Genomic DNA, 22,570 nt, shown 5'->3' on the forward strand with positions numbered 1-22,570 from the left:
AACGGAAAACTCTCTGTTATAATGTGAAACAGTGTTGCGCAACGGCGTTTCACATCACTGTTTCAAATGTTGGAGGTGCTTATGGCGAACCGGACTCCGGGTGTGACCGAAAAATTGCTGGAATATGCTATGCATGAATTCCTGACAAATGGCTATAACGGTGCATCCATGCGAACTATCGCAGAAAATGCGGGTACGACTCCCCGCGCCATTTACACTCGCTACCAGAACGCCCGGATATGATTTCGATGCGGCAGTCAAGCTGCTTGAAGATAACGGCTGGAAGGATTCTGACGGCAACGGAGTCCGTGATAAGGACGGCACTGAACTTTCCTATACCATTACATACCCTGCAACAGGTGTATATGATGACGTGGTACTTTACTATCAGCAGACTATGCAGGAACTGGGGATAGAGATAAAGACAGAACCTCTGGATCTTATGACGTTCTTTGACAAGATCTTTTCGCAGGTGGATTATGAGCTGACCGCATATATAAGCTACTGGTTCCCATATGATCCGTACACTTTTGTGGCGAATATGTATCCGTCTAATGATTACACGTCGGCTGACGGTATTTATTCCACCGATCCGCAGGTAGCAAAGGCACTTGCCACCATGTCCGATGATGAAGCAAAGGAGCTTATCAAGGGACTTTATACCTACGATGACAATGAAAAGATACAGGAGATATTCACAAAGGCTCTGGATTCTGCCAATGAAAGCAGCGTTGTAATACCGCTGAATTACAGAAATGAGTATGTGGTATATAACAGTGATAAAATAGCTTCCTATACCTTCAACAGCATTCCGAATCATGTTGATGTAGCTGCTGTAAAGCTGAAGTGATCGTTTGCCTTGGCGGTGAGGTGTTGACATTGCTGCTGATGTGATGTATAATCTGAGTTAGAAAAAACGTTAGGAGAATAATATGGGTTCATCAGCGCAGATACTTCGCCCGCACAAGAGCGAAATGACCACCGGGGAGCGTGTGTCGGAATTTCTGGAGATCATCAGTCCGCTGGGGTTTCAAATAAAAGCAGAAAAGAATGACCGGTCGGTATATATGCACCCGAAGGGCGACGATGAAAAAGGCGTTAATCTCTGGGTGAGCCGTGAGGATCATCCGATATATACTATAAACGGAACGGATTATTACCGAGAGGTGTTTTTTGACTTCATTTGGGACGATGAACGCTACGGACCCGAAAGCATGAATTCGGATATGATACTTGCTATAACAGCAGAGTACATGAAAAAATATCCCGATGCATTATTTCAGTATGAATGGAGCTGTGATGATAATATGTTTCTGGACAAGACTGATATTGACATCGTCTCATCACAGCCTTTCGTAACTGATTGGTTCTGTGAGTTCAGGTCACATCTTCACTCTGCAAGGGTGAACGGAGCCTGTGATGACTGGACGTTAGAGTGATCATAAGCTCTGAATTTTAATTCATGATAAAAGCCGGAAAGCTGACCGCTTTCCGGCTTTTTTATGCCTATATGTCTGAGATCCTGATGCTGATCTGTGTTTTCATCAGCATTCTCTATTTCTCAACAAAGGACTGTAAATGTATTGGGTGAATCTCTGTTCCGACGAACCAGTCGAGCAGCTTCTGTGAGCTTTGTCTGAACATTCATCAGCTTACTCGTCCGTTTTCTACGGAATGTGTCACGTCAGCGATACGCATGGTAGAGGATTTGTGCGACACCAGAACAACTGTCTTTCCGGCAGATTCTTCTTTCAGTGAACGGAGGATCACCGCTTCATTCAGGCTGTCGAGGTTGCTTGTAGGCTCGTCCAGAAGCATGAACGGTGCATCATGGAGGAACGCTCTTGCAAGACCGATACGCTGTCTTTCACCGCCGGAAAGGGTTTCACCAAGCTCACCGACCTGCGTATCATAGCCGTTCGGCAATGTCATGATAAAGTCATGGATAGAGGCTTTCTTGCAGGCTGCGATCACTTCATCGTCAGTTGCATCCAGCCGACCGATACGGATATTGTTTGCGATCGTATCCTTGAAAAGCTGTGTTTCCTGCGTCATGTATCTCTCCATATCACGCAGATTTGCGGTGTTGATGTTCTCGATGTTTGTGCCTAAGATATTCACAGTACCGTTAGCCGTTTTCCAGAAACGCATGAGCAGTTTCAGCAGAGTGGACTTACCGCTGCCTGATTTACCGATCACGCCGACGATCTTGTTTTCAGGGAATTTCATGGAGAAATCCTTCAGCACAACATCGCCGCCGTAGCTGAATGTGACATTCACACAGTCCGCACCGCTGAATGAAACATTCTGCTTTCCGGTGATTTCCTCAGTTTCGGGTGTTTCTTCGATAATATCCAGAACACGACCTCCCGAAGCGATAGTGCTTTGGAGTGTTGTTCCGAGATTTGCAAGTGCAGATACCGGACCGTAGCTTGACATCAGAGCGATCAGCGGAATGATAAATCCCGAAAAATCAGAGATGCCCTTGCTGTAAAGATGTGCCGAAAGCAGGAGCATTGCAATGTCAAACACAAGAATAAATGTGTTCGCCAGCGCAAGATTGAAGCTTGTCAGCTTATTCAGCCTGCCCTGATTTTCGGTAAGCTGCTGTGTCTTGCGGTTCATTCCGTCCATACGCTGCATCCCGTTCCCGTACTGCACTGTTTCATCCAGTCCACGGATATTTTCGAGAACGTAGCACAGGCGGACTGCTTTTATGCCGATAGGTGCAGCAGCCGAAAAACAGGCTGCCGCTTCTGCATGAGTGTCAAGATCAGCTCCAGAAGTATATATCGCTGTCGTTTCCGTAGTAAATATCCTTTGGGTTGAAATAGACGGTATCTCCGTCCATGAAGTCAGCGAACGAATAGGACATCAGGGGCTTTACGCCGTAAAGGTTTTCCTCATCTATCTGTACAAAACAGGTGATTGAGCCGTATGGTGTGCTGATTTCGAGGTCCTGATACTTATTGAATGTACCGACGTACTCCTGCATTTTTTCGGAGCTTACATCTCTGCCGTTGGGGAATGGATCTTCGGTCTCGGTAAAGCCCTTTTCCTGCATATAAGCTGCCATGCCCTCATAATCACGGTCGGTACAGTGATAGCCTATGCCGCCCGGAAGCCAGGTTTTTTCAGAAGCGATACCTCCCTCATGTCCGAAGCAGATTATGACCGCATCAGCTAATGTGCCGCTGCCGGCAGCAGGCGGCTCGCAGACAAGCTCAATGGTAAAGTCTGTGCCGTACTGAGTCACTTCTATAAAACGGAAAAAATCCTCGTCTGCTTCCTCGGAAAGTGATATTTTGGAGCAGTCGTACTTATTGCTGTATTTTTCGACAAATTCGCCTACAGTCATATATCCGCCCTCGCGGAAAATATCGTCGCCGATCTGGATATATCCCGAAGCAAGATCTGCATTTATTATCTCGTCAGTGGGGGCGAATTCCATATCCTCAGGCGCTTCGGTGCTCTCGTCTGTCTCAGCGTACTCTGCTTCAGTCATTGGTGCATCATCTGAAGCAATGGTGGTTTTGGTATTTTTCTCAGCTGACTTGTCTCTGCTGCTCTCTGTATTTCCGCAGCCTGCCATTGCTGCACATATACAAAGTGCTGCTGCCATTGATGTTATTTTCTGAATATTCATTTTTTATTCCTCCGTTTTGGTATTATTTGTTTTTGATTCGTAGTCTGCAAAAAGGTCTGTTTTATGCCATGGGTCGAACCATGTTATATCTGCCTGTCTGTCGAATGATCCGGGGCAGGTAGTCAAAGCGTTTTCGCTGTTAAGTAACCCGTAATGTGATTTCATGAACAGGTCTTCATCTGTCGGATCGGAATTATTAAGGTAAACGATATTTCCGTTTTTGTCATAAGCGAACTCATCGCCTCTGCCGTCATATTCAAAATGTCCGTTTTCGATGGTGAAGATAGATTCGTGATAAACTACTTTGTATTCTATGCTTTCCTCAGGGAATACCGAGAATAAAGCATTATTTGTACCTGTAAATGTAAATCCGCCATAAACTTCATTTTTGGAGCCCTCAGGAAAAACTCCCGCTGATAATATATCACGTTCGCCGCTGCTGTCGCAGGTGACGAGATCGGTTTTGTTGTTTATCCGGATACCCGAGTCTGTAACTTCGTCACAGTATTCAAGCAGCAGCTCCGGCATACCGTCGCCGTTAACATCGGACAGCCCGCAGCGGATATTATCATGGTGATCAGAGACTATATTGATATAGTCAAAATATGACTTCTGCCACACGTTCAAAGTACTGTATGACAATGCAGGAGCATTTTGTTCAACAGTCTCCGCATTACCGTTCCAGCTGTTTATCCATGACTCGAAATCGCCTATTTCACGGTAACCGCAGGTCTCGTCTGCGATAAGCATATGAGGCTGAGTGTCAAAATTATATATACTTTTTGCCGTCTCCTCGTCTATATTATCGCCGAAGCCCGTGCCTTCACTGCTTTTTGCCTTCAGTGTCCATATATCCTTTTCATTCACTGTGATACGCACCAGATTATCTTCGGAAGGAGCTCCCGAACACCATATCTCGGGCACTGAATGGATGGTGCCGATCTTATTTGCCGACCTGCCAAGTGAACAAACCGATACGCTGTATTTATCCTCTGCATCAGTATTATCAGGGGCGTTCAGCGAATTCTTATCGTAAATGAACAGCTCGGGTATATTGTCGCCGTCAGTATCGAACATTGCGCCCATGAGACCATCTGCACTTCCATAGCTTTCAGTAAGATCAGCTATATATTTCCCTTTCCAGATATTTTCGGGAGATGTTTGAGATACCTTGGGTGGTTCGGCTATGATACGTACTTCAGATCTGCGGGGGGCAGGCTTATCTGATCTGTTCAGCAGTATCGCTCCGCCTCCCACAGTAGCAGCTGCTATGACAGCAGCTGCTATTTTTGCACCTGTTCCCATTCTGACCGCCGTCGATACGGTCTTTGCAGCCGTCGATGCGGTTTTTGCGGTGATACTTTTCGATGCTTCCTCAGCATTCTTAGCCGCCGCACTTTTTGCTGATGAAACTGCTGAGGTGCTTTCCGCAGGACCTGTGCCCATAATATTGCCAAAGTTTTCCGCGCAGAAAGATATGAGATTTGTAAACGGAACTGCACACAGCACGACTCCGCTTTTCTGAAGCTTCTCAAGACCGGCTTTCAGCTTTTTGCGTGCCGCATAAAGGCGCTGTTTTACGTTGTTTACATTTGTTCCGGTGAGCTCTGCTATCTCGGCAATGCTTTTGTCTTTATAATAGAACAGTACCAGTGCTTCCTTGTGATCTGCGCTGAGTGAATTGATCTGTTCGGCGATTATCTGTTTCAGTTTCTCATTTTCTGCATAATCCTGTGGAAGCATGACCGTGTCTGTACTGTCACGGGCATAGGTAAGCTCAATAGCCTGTTCCTGATCTGTAATGTCATCAGTCTCATCCGAACCTGCGGTAAGGTCCTGACGGCGTGACAGTTTTTTCTTTGCTTCCCATGCCTTGCGCTTTGCTATGGTATGTATCCAGGAGCTGAAGGCAGAAGGATCTTTCAGCTGATCAATGTGCTTTATCACCTCCACAAACGTATCGGATACAACATCCTGTGCGTCAAATTCTGAAAGTCCCTGTTTTATAACGAATTTTGTCAGCGGCTCGCTGTACTGCCTGTATATCTCGTCTGCCGCAGACTTGTCTCCGTTCTTTAAACTTTCCGCCAGTTTTTCAGTATTGATTTCACTCATTTTTTTACTCCTTATCACTATATTTCTCAAGCAGTTCGTCCAACATACCATAAGTTTCCATCCACTCAAGTATCAGCTTTATCAGATCGTCAAGCGGTACTTCTTCGAGATCTATGTCTTCATCCAAATCCGCACCTCCTTTTCAGATTACGAAAAGCATTTATAATTGCCTTTCTGTCTGTTAGAGTGTGCATCTTCCGAAAAGGTTAGCGGTTTTTAAAAAAATTTTTTTGTCTTTTAAAAAAAGCCGCAAACGTTTAAAATTATACCACATACACTGCACGGTGTCAATCGAAAAAATACTGCTCTCTGACCGAAAATTGCTGTTTCATCCGCGGAGTTTGAAGCTATGGAAGGAACTCTGACTGTAGGAAAGGGGACTTGAGTACCTTGCGGTCTGCACCGTTTGTGACCTGCCGAATGTCCGTGACTATAATCGAGAATTAAAACGACCTTGCAATATCAAGTTCTGCTTTTCAAGGGATTTATCAGTAAAGCCATAATAAAGTACTGCTATAACTATTGACTTTGTTCAACAAAAATGATATAGTGACAATACCAGATTATAACTTATAAACAATCGGAGGAGCGTTATGCAGAACTATATACTCGCAAACGGCGTGCAAATACCCGCTGTCGGACTGGGAACCTGGCAGACACCTGATGATGAGACAGGCTACCGGGCTGTTCTTTCGGCACTGAAGCTCGGCTATCGTCATATCGACACAGCACAGGGTTACAAAAATGAAGATATTGTGGGCAGAGCGGTAAGGGACAGCGGCATCTCCCGTGAAGAAGTCTTCATTACCTCAAAGCTCGACAATCCCAATCATGGATATGACAACACAATGCGTTCTTTTGAAGAAACACTGCAGCGACTGGGAACGGACTATGTTGACCTATTCCTGATACACTGGCCTAATCCGCTGCAATACCGCAGCACATGGCAGCAGACTAATGCAGAGACATGGAAGGCTTTTGAGGAGCTCTGTCATGCCGGAAAAATAAGAGCGATCGGCATCAGCAATTTCAGACAGCATCATATCGATGAACTGCTGAAAACAGCCGAAATTACACCAATGGTAAATCAGATACGTCTTTGTCCCGGAGATATTCAGGACGAACTGGTAAATTATTGCAGGGAGCGTAATATCCTGCTTGAAGCATACAGTCCCCTTGGTACAGGGCAGATATTCAAAGTTGCGGAAATGCAGTCACTTGCGGAGAAATATCATAAGAGCATCGCACAGATATGTATACGCTGGAGCCTGCAAAACGGTTTCCTGCCCCTTCCCAAGTCAGTTACAGCCGAGAGGATACGTGAAAATATTGATGTATTCGGTTTTGAGCTGTCGGACGAAGATGTCAGGCTTATCGCCGGTCTGACCGGCTGTGTCGGATTATCCAAAGATCCGGATACTACCAATTGGTAAATTGAAAGTGAACAGATCACAGTTGGTGTGCAGGATCTGAATTTGTTGAGAAGCAAACATCGATGGATATAGATGGCGTAATATATAATAAAATCACTAAGACCTATGTTATAAAAAGTCTGAATCAAGGAGAAAATACAATGATAAATAAACTGAAATGGACCAGAGAACCGAAGCAATACAGCATAAATGATGATCGTATCGATATAGTGACTCAGCCTCATACCGATCTCTGGCAGAGGACCTATTATCATTTCCGCAATGATAATGCTCCTGTTCTCCAAATGGAAACTGATGATAAATACTTCTCTTTTATCGTAAAGACCGATTTCACCGACAGCCGCCACCGCTTCGATCAGTGCGGCATCGTTATGTACCTTGATTCCGAGAACTGGCTCAAGGCTTCAGTGGAATATGAGAATGAGAAGTTCCAGCATTTAGGCTCGGTAGTCACCAATCACGGCTATTCCGATTGGGCAACAACTGCAATACCTGCAACAGTAAAGACGATGTGGTATCGCTTCAGCCGCCGTGAGGACGATTACTGTATCGAGTGCTCTGCTGACGGTGTGAACTTTTCTCAGATGAGAGTGTGCCATATGTGGGAGGGCGGCGGTACAATACGCTTCGGAATATATGCCTGCAGTCCCGAAGACTCAAGCTTCAAGGCAGTTTTTACCGATATGCGGATAATTGAATGTGCGTGGAAAGCGCATGACGGACAGCAGCCCGATAGTCCTTGAACAGAGATTATTACAAAGATATGTAAATGACAGAATAGCTATAAAGGAGCATAATTATGCAGTACGAATGTAAGATCACAGTAATAGACACCAAAGTATTCCCTGATCTGCAGGAGAAATATCTTGCAGATCCTAAGTCTGGCAAGTGTCCGTTTTTCAATGTGGGAGACACCTTCGTGTTAAAGCGTACAGCACAGCAGGACGATTTCTATCACCTGATGAACGGCAAGTTCTGCGGTGAAGCGTGGGACGCAATTAGCCGATATGTATATACCGCTTTACAGGGCGGTTCTATCATGAAAAGCTGGACCAACGACGACCGTATGATGATAGCTTGCTGCAATGACGGAACAAGACCTGTCATTTTCAAGATAGAACGTATCGACATTCCTGAAACTCCCGAGGAAGAAGAATGGCTCTCGAAGCAGAACTTCAGGAATACTGCCGAGGATGCATATACTGGATAAGACGATTGGAATTTGAATACATAGCCTAAATGGATGATAAAGCGGTCTACCTTATATAGCGCTGCTCTTAGGGGAACAAATGAGAAAATCCCGATACGCCAGGTATCGGGATTTTTATTTCTTTTATGCAGAGAGTCTGTATTTCTCATGATACGAATTGTATGCTCCGATAAACTGCTCGGAACGCTGTGCTTTGAGTTCACTCAGGTATACATGGCTCCTCATGCTGGACTTTGCGATCTGTATGATAGATACAGCTATATTGGAGCAATGGTCGGATACTCTCTCGCAGTTGATGAGCAGATCAGACAGATAAACGCCCAGTTCAGGACTGCATTCGCCCTTGCGAAGTCTGTCGATATGCTTATCCCTGATCTCAGCAGTGAGATCATCAATAACTTCTTCAAGAGGCTCGACATTCAGTGCAATTTCGGTATCATTACCTGCAAACGCCTTTACGGTAAGACCTGATATTTCTGTCAGTGCGGCAAAAAGCGTAGAGAAATCGTCCTTCGCACTGTCTGAAAAGCTCTGACTGTTACGTTCCATTTCCTGCGCTATCTCTATCATATTGATAGCGTGGTCGCTGATACGTTCAAAGTCGCTGATCGTGTGCAGAAGCTCGGTAACTGTGCGGCTGTCCTCGTCTGTCAGGCTGACTGCGGATAATTCCAGTAGGAACGTGGATAGCTGGTCTTCCATCTCATCAAGAAGCTGCTCCTTTTCCTCCACGCTCAGCACAGCCTTCTCTGAAAAATCAAACATTGCCATAAGTGCTTCATGCAGTGCATCCTTTGCTCCCTGAGCCATGTCCACCGTCTTTTCTCTGCACTGTGAAACGGCGAGGGGAGGTGTTGCGATAAGGCGCTTGTCAAGCAGAACAGCCACCTCGGCTTCTTTTGAATCGTGGACGAGCTTTTTTGCCAGCTTTACCAGCTGATTGGAGAACGGCAGCAGTATCAGCGTAGTGACGATATTGAAAATGGAGTGAACAGCGGCAATTTCCACCGCACCGATGGGCTTATCCACGAAGCTGAAATGAATGAGAGCATCAAGTCCGTAGAATATGGTAAGGCAAATCACCGTGCCTATGATGTTGAATGACATATGTACAACGGTAACACGCTTTGCGTTCTTGTTGACGCCTATGGAGGAAATCAACGCTGTCACGCAGGTGCCGATATTCTGACCCATGATGATCGGGATAGCCATTCTGTAAGAGATCGTGCCTGTCAGGGAAAGCGCCTGTAAGATGCCCACAGATGCCGCTGAGGACTGTATAATCCCTGTGAACACAGCGCCGAACAGAACGCTGAGAAGTGGGTTTCTGAATGCTACAAGAAGCTTGCTGAAGCCTTCCATTTCAGCAAGGGGCGAAACGGCGTCCTTCATCAGCTCCATACCGAACATCAGCACCGCAAAGCCCACCATGATCGTTCCTATGTCCTTACGCTTCTTCTTTTTGCTCATCATTATCATGATAATGCCGATAAGAGCAACAATGGGAGCGAAGTTTTCGGGCTTGAGCATTGAGATCAGCACATTATCGCTCTTAATTCCTGCGGTACTCAGCAGCCACGCCGTCAGCGTTGTACCGATGTTTGAGCCCATGATAACGCCCACGGTCTGTTCAAGCTGCATGATGCCCGAATTGACAAGGCCCACCAGCATGACCGTCATAGCAGATGATGACTGCACAGCGATGGTGATGCCTGCACCGAGGGCAAGGCTCTTGAAGGGATTAGAGGTCATTTTTTTGAGAGTCGCTTCCAGCTTGCCGCCTGCGATCTTTTCCAGACTTTGTGACATAACGTGCATACCGAACAAGAAGAAGGCAAGTCCTCCGCATAAGGTACATATTGAAAAAATATTCATTTGATACTCCTATCTGAATTTAACTGTGATGCTCGTTCCCACACCGACGGTGCTTTCCACATCTATCTTAGCCCCGTGATGCTCTGCGATATGCTTGACGATCGAAAGACCAAGCCCCGTGCCGCCTTTTGCACGGCTGCGGCTCTTGTCGATGCGGTAGAAACGCTCGAATATCCGTGGGATACTCTCCTGAGGTATGCCGAGCCCCGTGTCGTTCACGGTCAGCTTTTTGTCAGCGATCTCTATTTCTATATTGCCGTTTTCACGGTTATATTTGATCGCATTATCCACAAGGTTGTAGACCAGCTCAGTGATTTCCGTCCTGCTGCCTGTGATAATGCTGCTTTCTCCACTGACAGTGATCCTGATACCACGGCTCTGCGCCTGCTGTGACAGACGTTCTTTGCAGTCCTCGGCAACGACTTTCAGGTCGATCTCATCATCAATGGGCGTGTCACCGATGCTGTCAAGCTCGGAAAGCCGCAGTATATCGCTGATAAGCGCAAGCATACGGTCAGACTCTTTTCTGATCTTTCCTGCAAACTTCACACTGTCCTCGCCCTGTGCCATTCCCGACTCGATAAGCTCTGCATAGCCCGAAATGGAGGTCAGAGGTGTTTTCAGCTCGTGAGAAACATTTGCCGTAAACTCCTGCCGCATCTCGCTCTGCGCATTTCTGGCACTGCGTATCTCCTCCACAAGGGGGATGACTTCGGGGTATAAACCGCTTTCCTCGGGCGGGGTATTTGTCCTGATAAGCTCAGGTATCCTGCGAAAGGGTGCTATCAGATTTTTCGTCAGCTTCACAGACACAAGCAGTGAAACAATTATGATACCTAAAGCGATAATAAGTATGATAACGAGGGAACGCTCAAACAGTGAAAAAATAGAATCCGCCTGAATGGACACCCTCAGTATGTTTCCGTCACTAAGGCGCAGGGCATAGTAATAATCCTCTGTGCCTATGGTGTCGGAGAAGCGTGTGTCTGTACCCGTTCCGTTTTCGATAGCCGACTTTATCTCAGGGCGGTCAAGATGATTTGGCATTTTCTGAGGATCACCGCTGCTCTCAAATAGGACTGTACCATCCTTTTCGATAAGTGTTATGCGGAAGTCCTCGCCTGTGAAGCGGTCAAGCTCGGTGATCGGATCACCGCTGTCGTAGCACTGTGCCACCAGATGACATTCATGTGCAAGGTTTTCCTTGATCTCCTTGCGGAAGAAATGATAATATGAAACAGTTGTGATAAGGATACCGATGATCGCTGTCACAACGCCCATATAGAATAGGTGCAGATTGATCTTTCTCTCCATATCACTCGTCCTTATCCAGCTTGTAGCCTACGTTTCGGACAGTTCCGATATATCTTCCGCATTCACCAAGCTTTGCTCTCAGTGTACGGATATGCACATCAAGGGTACGCCCTGTGCTTTCCTGTCCCCATATGGTATCAATGAGATAGTCGCGGGCAAAAGCCTTTCCGGGGCTTTTTATAAGTGTTTTCAGCAGTTCAAATTCCTTGTATGTAAGCTCTGTCTGTCTGCCTGATATGAACACCTTTCGGGTATCCTCATTCAGCAGTATCTCTTCAAAATGGTATTCATGACTCCGTTTTTTCCCTCTCAGCCTTGCCTTCACACGGCTGACAAGCTCCATAACGCCAAATGGCTTGCACAAATAATCATCAGCCCCCAGGTCAAGCCCCTTCACACGGTCAAACTCTGTTGTCTTTGCGGAAATGATTATGACCGGTATTTTTTCGGTAACGGGATCATTACGCAGCCTGCTGAGTATCGTCAGTCCGTCATCGCCCGGCAGCATAATGTCCAGCAGAATAAGGTCGGGAACAGCTTTTGTTATCGCTTTATAGAACTCTTTGGAGCTTGCAAAACATTCAGCATCATAACCGCTGTTTTTTATTGCATATGCCTCAAGTTCACGGATATTATCATCATCTTCAACGATGTATATTAGCATATCATCACACTCCTGATACTATCATTATATCAAGTTTATGTTAATTTGAACAGTACCGAAAGGTTAAACCTATGTTAAATAGGCTTAAACCCACCTTGCTAATTGACTTTGAGACGCTTGCCTGATATAATAATAGAGAGAAATAAAACGCCGTTTTTTGAGAGGAGAAGTGATCAATTGAGAAAGATAAGATCAGTCATAAAAGAGCTTGATCCTAAAGTGTTTATCGCACTTACTATCGCAGGAATTACTTCTGTTTCCCAAAATCATTATTATTCACAATTTTGGAAACAGAAAAATTGTTGTATATAGAAACTCAGCTCCCGTATAGGGAGCTGGCTTCTTTTATAAGCATTGTACCGCCGTAAATGTCGTGTGATTTTGTGTGATTTTCGACTGTAAAACAGTCACACGAAGCTGCAAAAATGCAGCCCAAACTGTTTCGCATAGGTAAGAGAAAAGCCTGTATTTCAGTGCTTTTCTCGAAATACAGGCTTTATCGTTCTGGCAGGGGAAGAAGGACTTGAACCCTCGGCACGCGGTTTTGGAGCCATGCCGGACGTTTTTCAGGACGTGTCAGCACATTCCAATTGGTGTCGGAACGCATCAGCCTGTCAGGCGATAAATGGCTGTGTTTAGCAAAGTATAACAATCGAAGCTCCGCAAACGCCTATATTAATGTATTTGACTGATAGCAACATCTGAGCAAAAATCGTGAAAAAAAGTCTCAAAAGTGTTAGAAAAGTGTTAGATGCGATTGTGAACGGTTTTTGTGTACACCGTTAACGAAATATGTATAATTCCGCTTCAGCAACAAAATAAATCTGAGGAATGAGGAAGTATAATGAAAGACATAAGTTACACCGATTGGGAGCTAACTTCGGCACAGATAAGGACGGTTGTAAAGCTCCGAAAGCTATATTCAAATTACCCTGACGCTCTCGGAACAAAGGACGTGATGAAGATACTCGGAGTCGGCAGAGCTACTGTATTGAACCTAAAAAACTGCGGTATGCTGCGCCACTATAACTTAGGCAATCGCCTGATATATCCGAAAGAATGGGTGCTTGAGTACCTTGCGGTCTACGCTGTCAGCGATAAACCAAATGTCCGTGACTATCAGCGTGAAGTGCTCCGCTACTGCCGCACTCGCAGAACGATAACCGAGATAGCACAGCATCTCAATCTCGGTGCAGGATTTTGCCGGGACTACCTGCTGAAACCGCTGTGCGAACACGGCGAATTGAGGTGTGAGATAGACAAGCAAGAAGTCAGCAGGCACTGTTATATAGCTGTAAGATGAATTATGCCCTCCGTATTAAAAAGTGCGGAGGGCATTTTAGTTTTATAATAATGAAGTCATATAAAGAGGAAGATAAACTATGTCATCTTCGACTTTAAGATCACTGGTGTGAAGGACATAGGGAGTATGAAGTTGTTGGTTATATCTGCGTATGAATTTTTTCAAAGATGAAAGTGTATAATTCTTTCCGGATTTCACTTCGATCGGAGAAATATTGTGACGATTGCTGATTTTACTTTTGGCGATAAGAAAATCAATTTCCATCCTTGCTTCTGCATCGTCGCGAGATGAATTTGCATAGAAAAACAGCTTATGACCGCTTGCTGTAAACATTTGAGCAACAATGTTTTCCATTATCATTCCAAGATCAACTTCAAGTTTGCCCAAAAGAAGTTTCTTATAAATCTCTTCGCTGACGATTCCCTTCTCATCAAAACAATGGCTGATAAGCAATCCTGTGTCGCCCATATAGCATTTAAGAAGTGTGCGGTCACGATTTAGATTCAGCCCAATATTTGGCTCAGTGGAGTTGTAGCAGTTATTTACGATCATAGCGTCAGAAAGCCAGAACATCGCATCTCTGTAATTATCAAATCGAGCACCTTTTTCAAGAGACGATAGTTTAAAATGCTGATTATGATTTTGAAGCTGAGAAGGTATCTCGTCAAATATTGCTTCAACTTTCATTTCATAGCCAATGGCGTGTTTTCTGATGTCCTCACGATACAATTTTAGTATACGGCGCTTTACAGTATCAACGCTGTCAAAATCTTTGGTATCTGCATAAGTCTTTACAGCCTGAGGCATACCGCCAACAATAAGATATAGCCGGAACAGATCCATTGCTTTTCTGTGCAAAGCCTGACCTAAAGGCTTTCTATTATTAAAGCATTCAACAATCAAAGGATACATTGTATCATTGTCAAGCGCCCAAAGGAATTCCTCAAAATCCATTGGATACATATTAACGGTATCCTCTTCAGAAGGAATGAGAATACCCTCAACATTTTTCCTGATTGAAATAAAAGAACCCGTTTCAATATAATCATATCTTCCGTCTTCTACAAGATACTTGATAGCACTTCTTGCTCTCGGGAATAACTGGACTTCATCAAAGATGATCAGCGATTCCCGAGGATAAAGCTTTTTATTATATAAAGTTGAGAGCTTCTGAAAAAGAATATCCATATTATCAAGGTCGTGCAGGAAGATATCTTTGACAGCCTCATCAGCCTTGTTGAAGTCGATCAGAATATAGCTTTTATACTCGGCTTTTGCGAATTCTTCAACGATATAGCTTTTGCCTACGCGTCTTGCACCTTGTACCAGCAAAGCGCTTGTTCCATTGGTGCGCTTTTTCCATTCTACAAGATAATCGTACATTTTTCGTTTCATACACTCAGCTCCGATCTGCGTAGTTTTTAATAAGTATAACACAAATCAAGAAAAAAATCAAGGCAAAATCTATACAAAACGAGAATTTTGTTTTGAAAAATCTTACACAAATCGAGATTTTTAACATTGGTATCGAGCATATTTCTCAAGCAAAGACAGCCTCATCTGATACCATTCTGCACCGCCGTGAGTTGATTTTGCGGCCAGACCTTCATTGACAAAGCCGAATTTCTCATAATAATGGATAAGCCTGTCCTTTCAGGTCAGCACGACTCCAATTCGCCCTTGCTCTTTTGCAATATCAATAAAACGCTCCACTCTCCTTATAATATACACATTATACCATATCAAGCCCTGTTTTTCAAGGAATTTGTCGGTGAAGCTACAATAAAGAATTGTGATGGCTATTGACTTTGCTCAATAAAAATGATATAGTGACAATAGGAAATGTCATTATATCGGACATATGAGGACAGAATCAAGAAAGGGCTCCCTGCTGAAAAGAAGAATTGTATATTCACAAAGGGTGATTATACCCAGAAGGATGTCGAGAGGCATATTTTGAGCATGCCTTTCAAGCGATTTGAAGGTATGGGATATATGAGACACTCCAAGTATCTGGGAGTAATACAGATTGATAAAAGCATTATAAAAACACTCGATGATGACGATATCTCAACAATTATGACATACTGCACGGATGCTTTAGAGCGGTACTGGGGGTGATGCTATGCATTTACTATTCTTATGCAGCCAGAACCAAAGGCGCTCTTTGACCGCTGAAAAGCTGTTTGACGGCTACGAGGGGCATCAAGCCCGTTCTGCGGGAACAGAAAACAATGCTAGAGTAAAGGTAACACCCGGACTGCTCGGATGGGCAGATATGATCTTCTGCATGGAGAAGAAGCATATGCGGAGAATCAGAGAGAAGTATTCAGATATAGTGGCCGACAAGTCGGTTATATGTCTGAATATTCCCGATGACTATTCTTACATGGACGATGACCTGTGCGAACTGTTGGAAAGCATGGTTTCGGATTATATTTGACGTACATCTTTCTCTCTTATTGTCTTACGAAAGGAATGTTAATTATGAGCGATAAGGAATACTTGGGCTACAGAGGCTATATCATCAGTGTGAATGGCGAGATAGTTTATGACGCAGGCTTCTGCTGTATTGCACATTACAACTATCCCGAAGACACAAGATACTATGTTCAATGTGAATTTCCTGTAAAGACAGGTGCCCGCGAGACCAGCTGTCCGGAGATTTGGACAAGTGACGAGAGCGAGGCGAAATATCTGCTTGACAATCCGGACAAGGTAGTTGACTGGCTCCGAAGCAGAATCAAGGCTGAAGATAAGTACAGCAGCTATGTGGATAAGCCTATAATCGAAAAAGATCATCAGCTTCCGAATTACGGAGGTCATCCTCAGCTTCTGGCGAAAACTCCGCAGTACATCATCTTCCGACGTCACTGGCCGGCACATGAGTACTATGAGCTGGCGACAGATTACACTCCGAGAGGCTGCCATGATTCCGCTCCTATGTGGGCCTGCCGTATTACAAAAGAGCAAGCAGAAGATCTCCTCGCGCATCACGAGAAGATAGGACCGTTATTCAGCGAGATGCATGCAAAATACCCTTACGGCGGGTGAAGGACATAAAGGAGGATCATATGGGACTGTATATTTTTGATTCAGACGGAGATTTGTATGTTGAAGGCAGTATGATCATAAAAGAGACAAGAGGACATCGGGAGGTATACAAACGGTTTTCAAGTGAGGCTGAAGCTGAGGCATATATGCGCAGTCTGATCGACAAAGGAAAGCCGAAACATACTCCAGAAGAGTACCGGCAGATGAACGGAAAGCATAAGAAATCACACAGATTGAAGAACAGCAAATGAAATGTTAATTACTGGTCGGATTTCTTCCCTCCAACTACATAAGGTCGGGTGCTTTTAGTAAGTCAAAGAGCACTGTATCTCCGAAAGACACTGGACTTATTCCCATCAAACAAACAGAATGATTGTATCACGAAAATAACATACCTACTTATTTTGTAAGCAGATAAAGGAGGATGAGGTATGGCAGAAAAAAACTGTGCCGTCTGCGGCAATCCGTATAAGGGAATCGGAAGTAGCTGCAAAGACGGCTCCTATTGTGATGCGTGCAGTAAAAAACTGCGGCTTGTATGCCGTGAGGACGATGCAGAATTCATGTCTGCATCACAGATTCGCGAAATGCTGAATCGGTACGCTTCGAAAATAGAGGCATACGATACTGTGCAGAAACCGGAAACCTGTCCGTTCTGCGGTAAAAAGCTGCCGAAACTGCTGAATCTGCGGATGCTGGATGCCTATATCTGCGCTGACTGCGGGAATCGTGCTGCTGAGATGCTGCATACGGGATATGATGCAATCGGATACAAGTGCTTTTCGGAGATTGCGCCGCTGTTCTCACAGGCTGCGGTACAGGGCGGCAAAGAGGATGCATCCGGCAGGTTTCATGATGCAGATGCGCTTCGCATTGTGTATCCGCTGATCCGGACACTGTTGGAGGATCCGGAAGGCGGCTATGATGTCGAATACATTGATCCGCTTGATTCACTCAGTGATGCGGAACTCAGAGCGGCAGAGGGACTTGCTGCACAGCGGAGAGAAGCCCTGAAAACACAGTATGGAGAACATAAAGCGCTGTTTGAGGTCGATGATATTGCAAAGCTCTATAATGAAAGCAAAGGACGCCGCGGCTACCGCAATGAATACCGCATCGGCGGTCGGGTGCTGTTTGGATGCATAAACCGCAAGGATACAGCGGCAGTCACCAGAGCAGATGGCACGCAGTCATTTTGTATCAAAAAGCTCGGAGACAGCAGAGCATACAGCAATGATCTCAAAGAGGTGAAAGAGGGCGCAGAATGCGGACTCTTCATCGAAGGTACTGTTTCCTGTATCTATCCCGGCGATATTCTGCTGATTGACTGAGCGAAAGGAGTGCAGTATATGGCAAAAAAAACGATCGAACGCGGATTCTGTGCGCTGTGCGGACGTGCGCTGCTTTCACCGGAAGGTATCTGCACACTCAGCGACGGCAATCAGGTCTGCAGCAAATGCATCCGCAGACTGCGTGTGATGCTTCCGCTAATAGTCTCAGTAGACAGCAACGGAATCATAAAGCTCCGGAATGACACGATGCAGAAGCTGAACCTCGCGGAAGCAAAACAGAAAATGCAGAATGTGACAGCTTATACGGAGAAACTGCGTGCGAATTATCAGAATGCAAATGCCGTATTTGCGGTGGATCAGGTGCAGACGGAAAAGGGCGGATTTTTGAAGCCCACGATCTATTATGCGACCGGCAGGGTGATTTACGGATATTTTGATCCGGCGGATCAGGTTCAGCTGAAGCATGGCGGCAATGCATTTGATCTGGAATTGAAGAATGTATTGAAAATCGGAAGCATCAGTGCCAGCTTCGGAAACAACACTGTGCAGGGTATCGGCGGGACACAGTGTGTGCTGCAATTCAGCGGTAAAGGCATTGAATGTGCCCCCGGCGACCTGATTGTCAGAAGATGAGTGGTGGATTTCTTCCCTCCAACTACATAAGGTCGGGTGCTTTTAGTAAGTCAAAGCGCACTGTATTTCCGAGAGATGTATATGACGCTCGGACTGCCACAGCTGCACGGGCGTTTTGCCCACCCTCGCCGGTGGCTTCCCACGGGCACTGCCCGGCAAATTATGATATACTTGGTATGGCACGTCAATGACGTGACTACATATCAAGTAGGTCTATCACATGGTAGACTATAAAGAGATTCTCAGACTCAGTCAGCAGTACTATAGCGTGAGACAGATCGCAGCAAGTGTCTGTCATTCACATCACACGGTGAAGAATGTCCTGGATCTTGCCGCACAGCACGGGATAGAATGGCCGTTAGATGATGACATGACTATTCTTACATGGACGATGACCTGTGCGAACTGTTGGAAAGCGTGGTTTCAGAATATCTGTGAGGTGGATTTCAATGAAAAAAACATTATTTCTTAAAGCCGTAGAACATAACTGGGGTCTTGCGGGACCAGGAGATTGGAATACAGTCACATGGCTTATATATCATGACGCTTCCTATGACATTATCTCCGCATTCAATCCATCTTTAGAGGACGCAGAAATTGAAGAGAGCTTTCTTCCGAAGCTAGTAGAGAAGAAAGTTGCCGGCGCCATGGAATCAGATGACTTTTCAAAACTTTGTGAAGCTATAAAGATCGATCCTTGGAGAGATCCTTCACTAGATGTCCACGCATGTGATGGAGTTGCGTGGGAATTAGAAGCATATAGAGAGGACGGCTCCATTGAGAAAACAAGCGGAAAACTAGGATATATTTATGGCGACCGGGTTCTTGAAACAATTGTCAGTATGCTACCAAAGAATGAAAATCTCTACGACAGCAGTGCGTTTATCTCGATAAAGCGAATAAGAGGAGCTATCGAAAATATAACTGAATAAATACAAAGGCTCCCCAAGTGATGAAAAGGCAATAAATAAACCATAGGATCGAGTGCCATCAGACCGTCAAAAACGCCTGTATTTCGCCAATGACACGCTCCGTGTCGTCGGTGTGACGCAGCGGTTCTTTACATTTTCGCAGTTCCATGGTATCCTGAGATCGGCCGAAAGGCAATGAACGAAAGGATATGATGCTATGGAAAAGAATGGAAGAAAATTGCTGCTTGCTGGCTTAGGGACGATGGCGGCATTCGTCATCTGGACGATGCTGATACAGACGGTGGACGTGCAGTCTGTCGGACAGAACGGAACGAATATCGGCTTTGCCGTACTGAATCAGTGGTTCCACAGGCTTACAGGCGTTCATATGACGATCTATACGGTCACTGACTGGCTGGGACTGGTGCCAATCGCTGTCTGTATGGGATTCGGTGTGATTGGTCTTGTTCAGCTTGTCAGAAGAAAAAATCTTTTCAAGGTGGACAGTGATATCATGCTGCTTGGGATATATTATATCCTCGTGATCGCAGGCTATCTGATCTTTGAGATGATACCGATCAACTACCGCCCTATCCCCATTGAGGGGCGGATGGAAGCATCGTATCCGTCCTCAACGACGTTACTAGTGGTCAGTGTAATGCCGACGCTTGCCTTTCAGGTGCGGCGAAGAGTGCAGAAATGTGGTGTGAGAAATACCGTATATCTCTGCACCGCTGCTTTCACACTCTTTATGGTCGTGGGACGGACGATATCGGGCGTACACTGGCTGACGGATATTATCGGCGCATTGCTGCTGAGTGCAGGGCTGTATCTGCTGTATCACGGCACTGTCAGACTGACGGAGGAACACAAATGGAATTCAGCGAAAAATTACAAGCCTTGAGAAAGCAGAAGGAGCTGACGCAGGAAGAGCTTGCTCAGGCACTTTTCGTGTCACGCACGGCAATCTCAAAATGGGAGTCAGGTAAGGGCTATCCAAGCATCGACTCACTAAAAGAGATCTCGAAATATTTCTCGGTCACGATCGACGAGCTATTGTCCTCGGAGGAACTCATAACCGCTGCACAGGACGATAACCGTAAAAATATTTCCAATCTGCTCGACCTGTTGACAGGCTGCACCGACATCATGTCGCTGATGATGCTGCTCCTGCCGCTTTACCCGGAAAAGTTGGGCGGTACATTTACGGCTGTCAGTTTACTGCGGTATACGCAAATTGCCTTTCCGTTCGCATGTGTTTGCTGGGTCTTGATGCTCCTGCTCATCGCAGCAGGTGCAGTCAAGGTTCTGATGCATTACAGGCATATTGAAAAGGGACACTCCGCCCTGACGGCCCTTTCTTTTGTTCTGAGCATCATCGCTGTGCTGTTCCTGACAGCAGCAAGGCTGCCGTATGCTGTGACGATCGTGTTCTTGATGCTTGTTATCAAGGGGATATTGGCAGTCAAGTCGCACAGTCTTTAGAACCGCCCATTGAATGTTGTGTATGCCGCTCAGACTGCCGCAGCTGCACGAAGTATTTGCCCACCCGCGCCGGTGACTGCCAACAGGCATTGCCCGGCTGAAAAAGCAAGCGCAAACAGCAGCCGAACGTAAATTATGAAGTTTGTATCCCCAAGAGATTGACATTCGGTTCTGTTTTCTGTATAATAAACATATTCAGAAGGGGGGAGCAAAATGGAATTTGAAATCAAAAACGGCGTGCTGGTGAAGTATACGGGAAATGACACCGAGGTCACGATTCCGGAGGGTGTGAAGCGCATCGGTGACAAGGCATTTTATGACTGCAAACATCTTACGAAAATCGTCATTCCGGACGGCGTGACGGAAATTGGCAAGCATGCATTTCAGTGGTGCTGCCGCCTGACAAGCATCACGCTTCCGGACGGCGTGACAGGCATCGGTGAATATGCATTCTGGCAATGCAGCAGTCTCAGAGATATTATGCTTCCGGGCAGCGTAACAGACATCGGCAAAAATGCATTTGGCAGATGCTCCCTGACGGAACTCGTCATTCCCGACAGTGTGAAAAGCATCAGCGGCGGTTTATTCTATGAATGCTACAGCCTGATAAGAATCACACTTCCGGACAGCGTAACGGGTATCGGTGAGCGGGCATTTTATCATTGCCACAGCCTGACGAACATCACGATTCCTCACGGCGTGACTAGCATCGGTGAATATGCATACTGTGGATGCAGCAGCCCGAGAGAAATCGTACTTCCGGACGGGGTAACGAAAATCGGTGAGTATGCATTTTCTGAATGCACAAATCTGACAAACATCAATATTTCGGAGAGCGTAACAAGCATTGGAAAAAATGCATTCAGAGATACAAATTGGCTGAAACAGAAACGGAACGAAAATCCGCTTGTGACCGTGAACCATATTCTGATTGACGGAAAAACCTGTTCCGGCGAGGTTACGATTCCGAAGGGAGTGATGTGCATTGGCGACAGTGCGTTTTCTGAATGCACCGGTCTGACAGATATCACGATTCCGGAGAGCGTAACAAGCATTGATAAACATGCATTTTACCGGTGCAGCAGCCTTAAAGAAATCACGCTTCCGGAGCGTGTAACAAGCATCGGCAAAGGCGCATTTTCTGAATGCGGCAGCCTTAGAGAAATCGTCATACCGGACAGCGTGACAGACATTGGCTACGGCGCATTGGGCAGATGCAGTGTACTCTGCGTGATTCGTCTGCATCCGGATGACACGAAATTTTACAGGGATTACAGCGCAGTGAAAAATCTGTCCGATGAGATACAGAAGGTCTTTGAAATGCACAGAACCTTTGATTACAGCGGCAAGGCAAAGACTGCGGTGAAATATCCGGTTCTGGCGGCAGATTATCTGCGTACGCATGATGAACGGCTTGCTGTATATATTAGAGTACATCTGACTGAAATGATGGAGTCATGCATTCCCGCGGGCGATACGCGCTTGATCGCGGAGCTCACGCAGTCGGACGCATTTTTCAATGAGAAGAATATTGACAAATGCATCAAACTTGCTCAGGAAAACGGGCAGCAGGAAATTTTTATGCTGCTGATGAACTATAAGAAATATCGTAGCCTCCAACAAAGGCTTTGATGA

Annotated in this window: 25 protein-coding genes; 17 read left to right on the top strand and 8 right to left on the bottom strand. The window is 45.6% G+C overall.

What is annotated here, in order from left to right; genetic code table 11:
* Positions 1–81 precede the first annotated feature (81 nt).
* From T488_RS20305 to T488_RS0113475, 3 genes are all read left to right on the top strand, one after another.
* Positions 82–243 carry a TetR/AcrR family transcriptional regulator gene (locus T488_RS20305; protein WP_347496318.1) on the top strand — a complete coding sequence of 54 codons (162 nt, stop codon included), beginning with the start codon at positions 82–84 and terminating at the stop codon, positions 241–243.
* Positions 188–850: an ABC transporter substrate-binding protein gene (locus T488_RS0113470; protein ID WP_028521253.1), complete on the top strand. Its 663-nt coding sequence runs from the start codon at positions 188–190 to the stop codon at positions 848–850. The genes T488_RS20305 and T488_RS0113470 overlap by 56 nt, the downstream gene beginning before the upstream one ends.
* A gap of 82 nt (positions 851–932) precedes the next feature.
* Positions 933–1,439, top strand: coding sequence for a hypothetical protein (locus T488_RS0113475; protein ID WP_028521254.1), 507 nt, complete (start codon positions 933–935; stop codon positions 1,437–1,439).
* 208 nt (positions 1,440–1,647) lie between these two features.
* Here T488_RS0113475 and T488_RS18080 read toward each other — a convergent pair whose 3' ends face one another.
* From T488_RS18080 to T488_RS20265, 4 genes are all read right to left on the bottom strand, one after another.
* Positions 1,648–2,634 (bottom strand): ABC transporter ATP-binding protein, encoded by a 987-nt coding sequence (locus T488_RS18080; protein WP_051536486.1) that lies wholly within the window; start codon positions 2,632–2,634, stop codon positions 1,648–1,650.
* A 139-nt stretch (positions 2,635–2,773) separates the two neighbouring features.
* A complete protein-coding gene (locus T488_RS0113490) occupies positions 2,774–3,646 on the bottom strand; it encodes a hypothetical protein (protein WP_028521255.1) in 873 nt (290 codons plus the stop codon).
* Between the two features lie 3 nt (positions 3,647–3,649).
* Positions 3,650–5,761 carry an RNA polymerase sigma factor gene (locus T488_RS0113495; protein WP_028521256.1) on the bottom strand — a complete coding sequence of 704 codons (2,112 nt, stop codon included), beginning with the start codon at positions 5,759–5,761 and terminating at the stop codon, positions 3,650–3,652.
* Between the two features lie 4 nt (positions 5,762–5,765).
* A complete protein-coding gene (locus tag T488_RS20265; protein ID WP_278245100.1) occupies positions 5,766–5,888 on the bottom strand; it encodes a hypothetical protein in 123 nt (40 codons plus the stop codon).
* Positions 5,889–6,354: 466 nt separating this feature from the next.
* Here T488_RS20265 and T488_RS0113505 point away from each other — a divergent pair, with 466 nt between their 5' ends.
* The 3 genes from T488_RS0113505 to T488_RS0113515 all read left to right on the top strand — a co-directional run bounded on the left by T488_RS0113505 (position 6,355) and on the right by T488_RS0113515 (position 8,404).
* Positions 6,355–7,194: an aldo/keto reductase gene (locus T488_RS0113505; protein WP_028521257.1), complete on the top strand. Its 840-nt coding sequence runs from the start codon at positions 6,355–6,357 to the stop codon at positions 7,192–7,194.
* 140 nt (positions 7,195–7,334) lie between these two features.
* Entirely contained in the window at positions 7,335–7,937 is a 603-nt protein-coding gene (locus T488_RS0113510) for a DUF1349 domain-containing protein (protein WP_028521258.1), read from the top strand.
* 56 nt (positions 7,938–7,993) lie between these two features.
* Positions 7,994–8,404, top strand: a complete 411-nt coding sequence (locus T488_RS0113515; protein WP_028521259.1) for a TIGR04076 family protein — start codon at positions 7,994–7,996, stop codon at positions 8,402–8,404.
* A gap of 123 nt (positions 8,405–8,527) precedes the next feature.
* Here T488_RS0113515 and T488_RS0113520 read toward each other — a convergent pair whose 3' ends face one another.
* Genes T488_RS0113520 through T488_RS0113530 form a run of 3 tightly spaced genes read right to left on the bottom strand, consistent with a single transcriptional unit; the run spans position 8,528 to position 12,257 of the window.
* A complete protein-coding gene (locus tag T488_RS0113520) occupies positions 8,528–10,279 on the bottom strand; it encodes a Na/Pi cotransporter family protein (RefSeq protein WP_028521260.1) in 1,752 nt (583 codons plus the stop codon).
* A gap of 9 nt (positions 10,280–10,288) precedes the next feature.
* Entirely contained in the window at positions 10,289–11,593 is a 1,305-nt protein-coding gene (locus tag T488_RS0113525) for a sensor histidine kinase (protein WP_028521261.1), read from the bottom strand.
* 1 nt (position 11,594) lies between these two features.
* Entirely contained in the window at positions 11,595–12,257 is a 663-nt protein-coding gene (locus T488_RS0113530; protein WP_028521262.1) for a response regulator transcription factor, read from the bottom strand.
* Between the two features lie 844 nt (positions 12,258–13,101).
* Here T488_RS0113530 and T488_RS18085 point away from each other — a divergent pair.
* A complete protein-coding gene (locus T488_RS18085; protein ID WP_037298305.1) occupies positions 13,102–13,560 on the top strand; it encodes a helix-turn-helix domain-containing protein in 459 nt (152 codons plus the stop codon).
* A 42-nt stretch (positions 13,561–13,602) separates the two neighbouring features.
* Here T488_RS18085 and T488_RS0113540 read toward each other — a convergent pair whose 3' ends face one another.
* Positions 13,603–14,955, bottom strand: coding sequence for an ATP-binding protein (locus tag T488_RS0113540; RefSeq protein WP_028521263.1), 1,353 nt, complete (start codon positions 14,953–14,955; stop codon positions 13,603–13,605).
* 447 nt (positions 14,956–15,402) lie between these two features.
* On the opposite strand from T488_RS0113540, the gene T488_RS19910 reads away from it, so the two are divergent.
* The 10 genes from T488_RS19910 (at position 15,403) to T488_RS19005 (ending at position 22,567) form a co-directional block, all read left to right on the top strand.
* Entirely contained in the window at positions 15,403–15,681 is a 279-nt protein-coding gene (locus tag T488_RS19910; RefSeq protein ID WP_028521264.1) for a hypothetical protein, read from the top strand.
* 4 nt (positions 15,682–15,685) lie between these two features.
* A complete protein-coding gene (locus tag T488_RS0113550; protein WP_028521265.1) occupies positions 15,686–16,003 on the top strand; it encodes a low molecular weight protein tyrosine phosphatase family protein in 318 nt (105 codons plus the stop codon).
* Between the two features lie 44 nt (positions 16,004–16,047).
* Positions 16,048–16,614: a hypothetical protein gene (locus T488_RS0113555; protein ID WP_028521266.1), complete on the top strand. Its 567-nt coding sequence runs from the start codon at positions 16,048–16,050 to the stop codon at positions 16,612–16,614.
* 20 nt (positions 16,615–16,634) lie between these two features.
* Positions 16,635–16,865: a hypothetical protein gene (locus tag T488_RS0113560; protein WP_028521267.1), complete on the top strand. Its 231-nt coding sequence runs from the start codon at positions 16,635–16,637 to the stop codon at positions 16,863–16,865.
* A gap of 180 nt (positions 16,866–17,045) precedes the next feature.
* Positions 17,046–17,945 carry a hypothetical protein gene (locus T488_RS0113565; RefSeq protein WP_028521268.1) on the top strand — a complete coding sequence of 300 codons (900 nt, stop codon included), beginning with the start codon at positions 17,046–17,048 and terminating at the stop codon, positions 17,943–17,945.
* A gap of 18 nt (positions 17,946–17,963) precedes the next feature.
* The gene (locus T488_RS0113570) at positions 17,964–18,539 is read left to right on the top strand and encodes a hypothetical protein (RefSeq protein ID WP_028521269.1); all 576 of its coding nucleotides are present in this window, start codon (positions 17,964–17,966) and stop codon (positions 18,537–18,539) included.
* A 449-nt stretch (positions 18,540–18,988) separates the two neighbouring features.
* Positions 18,989–19,471: a hypothetical protein gene (locus tag T488_RS0113580; RefSeq protein ID WP_028521270.1), complete on the top strand. Its 483-nt coding sequence runs from the start codon at positions 18,989–18,991 to the stop codon at positions 19,469–19,471.
* A 196-nt stretch (positions 19,472–19,667) separates the two neighbouring features.
* On the top strand, positions 19,668–20,354 hold the full coding sequence (locus T488_RS0113585; RefSeq protein WP_028521271.1) for a phosphatase PAP2 family protein: 687 nt from the start codon (positions 19,668–19,670) through the stop codon (positions 20,352–20,354).
* Positions 20,324–20,935, top strand: a complete 612-nt coding sequence (locus tag T488_RS0113590; protein WP_028521272.1) for a helix-turn-helix domain-containing protein — start codon at positions 20,324–20,326, stop codon at positions 20,933–20,935. Before T488_RS0113585 ends, T488_RS0113590 begins: the two co-directional genes overlap by 31 nt.
* Before the next feature lie 213 nt (positions 20,936–21,148).
* Complete coding sequence (locus T488_RS19005) at positions 21,149–22,567, top strand: leucine-rich repeat domain-containing protein (RefSeq protein WP_051536487.1); 1,419 nt, start codon at positions 21,149–21,151, stop codon at positions 22,565–22,567.
* The last annotated feature ends 3 nt before the right edge of the window (positions 22,568–22,570 follow it).

It is taken from the genome of Ruminococcus flavefaciens ND2009, assembly GCF_000621785.1.
Lineage (GTDB): Bacteria > Bacillota > Clostridia > Oscillospirales > Ruminococcaceae > Ruminococcus > Ruminococcus flavefaciens_C.

Bases quoted from the DNA above. Each gene is read 5' to 3' on its own strand.
- T488_RS20305 (WP_347496318.1), top strand. From the start codon at position 82: ATGGCGAACCGGACTCCGGGTGTGACCGAAAAATTGCTGGAATATGCT.
- T488_RS0113470 (WP_028521253.1), top strand. From the start codon at position 188: ATGCGGGTACGACTCCCCGCGCCATTTACACTCGCTACCAGAACGCCC.
- T488_RS0113475 (WP_028521254.1), top strand. From the start codon at position 933: ATGGGTTCATCAGCGCAGATACTTCGCCCGCACAAGAGCGAAATGACC.
- T488_RS18080 (WP_051536486.1), bottom strand. From the start codon at position 2,634: ATGGACGGAATGAACCGCAAGACACAGCAGCTTACCGAAAATCAGGGC.
- T488_RS0113490 (WP_028521255.1), bottom strand. From the start codon at position 3,646: ATGAATATTCAGAAAATAACATCAATGGCAGCAGCACTTTGTATATGT.
- T488_RS0113495 (WP_028521256.1), bottom strand. From the start codon at position 5,761: ATGAGTGAAATCAATACTGAAAAACTGGCGGAAAGTTTAAAGAACGGA.
- T488_RS0113505 (WP_028521257.1), top strand. From the start codon at position 6,355: ATGCAGAACTATATACTCGCAAACGGCGTGCAAATACCCGCTGTCGGA.
- T488_RS0113510 (WP_028521258.1), top strand. From the start codon at position 7,335: ATGATAAATAAACTGAAATGGACCAGAGAACCGAAGCAATACAGCATA.
- T488_RS0113515 (WP_028521259.1), top strand. From the start codon at position 7,994: ATGCAGTACGAATGTAAGATCACAGTAATAGACACCAAAGTATTCCCT.
- T488_RS0113520 (WP_028521260.1), bottom strand. From the start codon at position 10,279: ATGAATATTTTTTCAATATGTACCTTATGCGGAGGACTTGCCTTCTTC.
- T488_RS0113525 (WP_028521261.1), bottom strand. From the start codon at position 11,593: ATGGAGAGAAAGATCAATCTGCACCTATTCTATATGGGCGTTGTGACA.
- T488_RS0113530 (WP_028521262.1), bottom strand. From the start codon at position 12,257: ATGCTAATATACATCGTTGAAGATGATGATAATATCCGTGAACTTGAG.
- T488_RS18085 (WP_037298305.1), top strand. From the start codon at position 13,102: ATGAAAGACATAAGTTACACCGATTGGGAGCTAACTTCGGCACAGATA.
- T488_RS0113540 (WP_028521263.1), bottom strand. From the start codon at position 14,955: ATGAAACGAAAAATGTACGATTATCTTGTAGAATGGAAAAAGCGCACC.
- T488_RS19910 (WP_028521264.1), top strand. From the start codon at position 15,403: ATGTCATTATATCGGACATATGAGGACAGAATCAAGAAAGGGCTCCCT.
- T488_RS0113550 (WP_028521265.1), top strand. From the start codon at position 15,686: ATGCATTTACTATTCTTATGCAGCCAGAACCAAAGGCGCTCTTTGACC.
- T488_RS0113555 (WP_028521266.1), top strand. From the start codon at position 16,048: ATGAGCGATAAGGAATACTTGGGCTACAGAGGCTATATCATCAGTGTG.
- T488_RS0113560 (WP_028521267.1), top strand. From the start codon at position 16,635: ATGGGACTGTATATTTTTGATTCAGACGGAGATTTGTATGTTGAAGGC.
- T488_RS0113565 (WP_028521268.1), top strand. From the start codon at position 17,046: ATGGCAGAAAAAAACTGTGCCGTCTGCGGCAATCCGTATAAGGGAATC.
- T488_RS0113570 (WP_028521269.1), top strand. From the start codon at position 17,964: ATGGCAAAAAAAACGATCGAACGCGGATTCTGTGCGCTGTGCGGACGT.
- T488_RS0113580 (WP_028521270.1), top strand. From the start codon at position 18,989: ATGAAAAAAACATTATTTCTTAAAGCCGTAGAACATAACTGGGGTCTT.
- T488_RS0113585 (WP_028521271.1), top strand. From the start codon at position 19,668: ATGGAAAAGAATGGAAGAAAATTGCTGCTTGCTGGCTTAGGGACGATG.
- T488_RS0113590 (WP_028521272.1), top strand. From the start codon at position 20,324: ATGGAATTCAGCGAAAAATTACAAGCCTTGAGAAAGCAGAAGGAGCTG.
- T488_RS19005 (WP_051536487.1), top strand. From the start codon at position 21,149: ATGGAATTTGAAATCAAAAACGGCGTGCTGGTGAAGTATACGGGAAAT.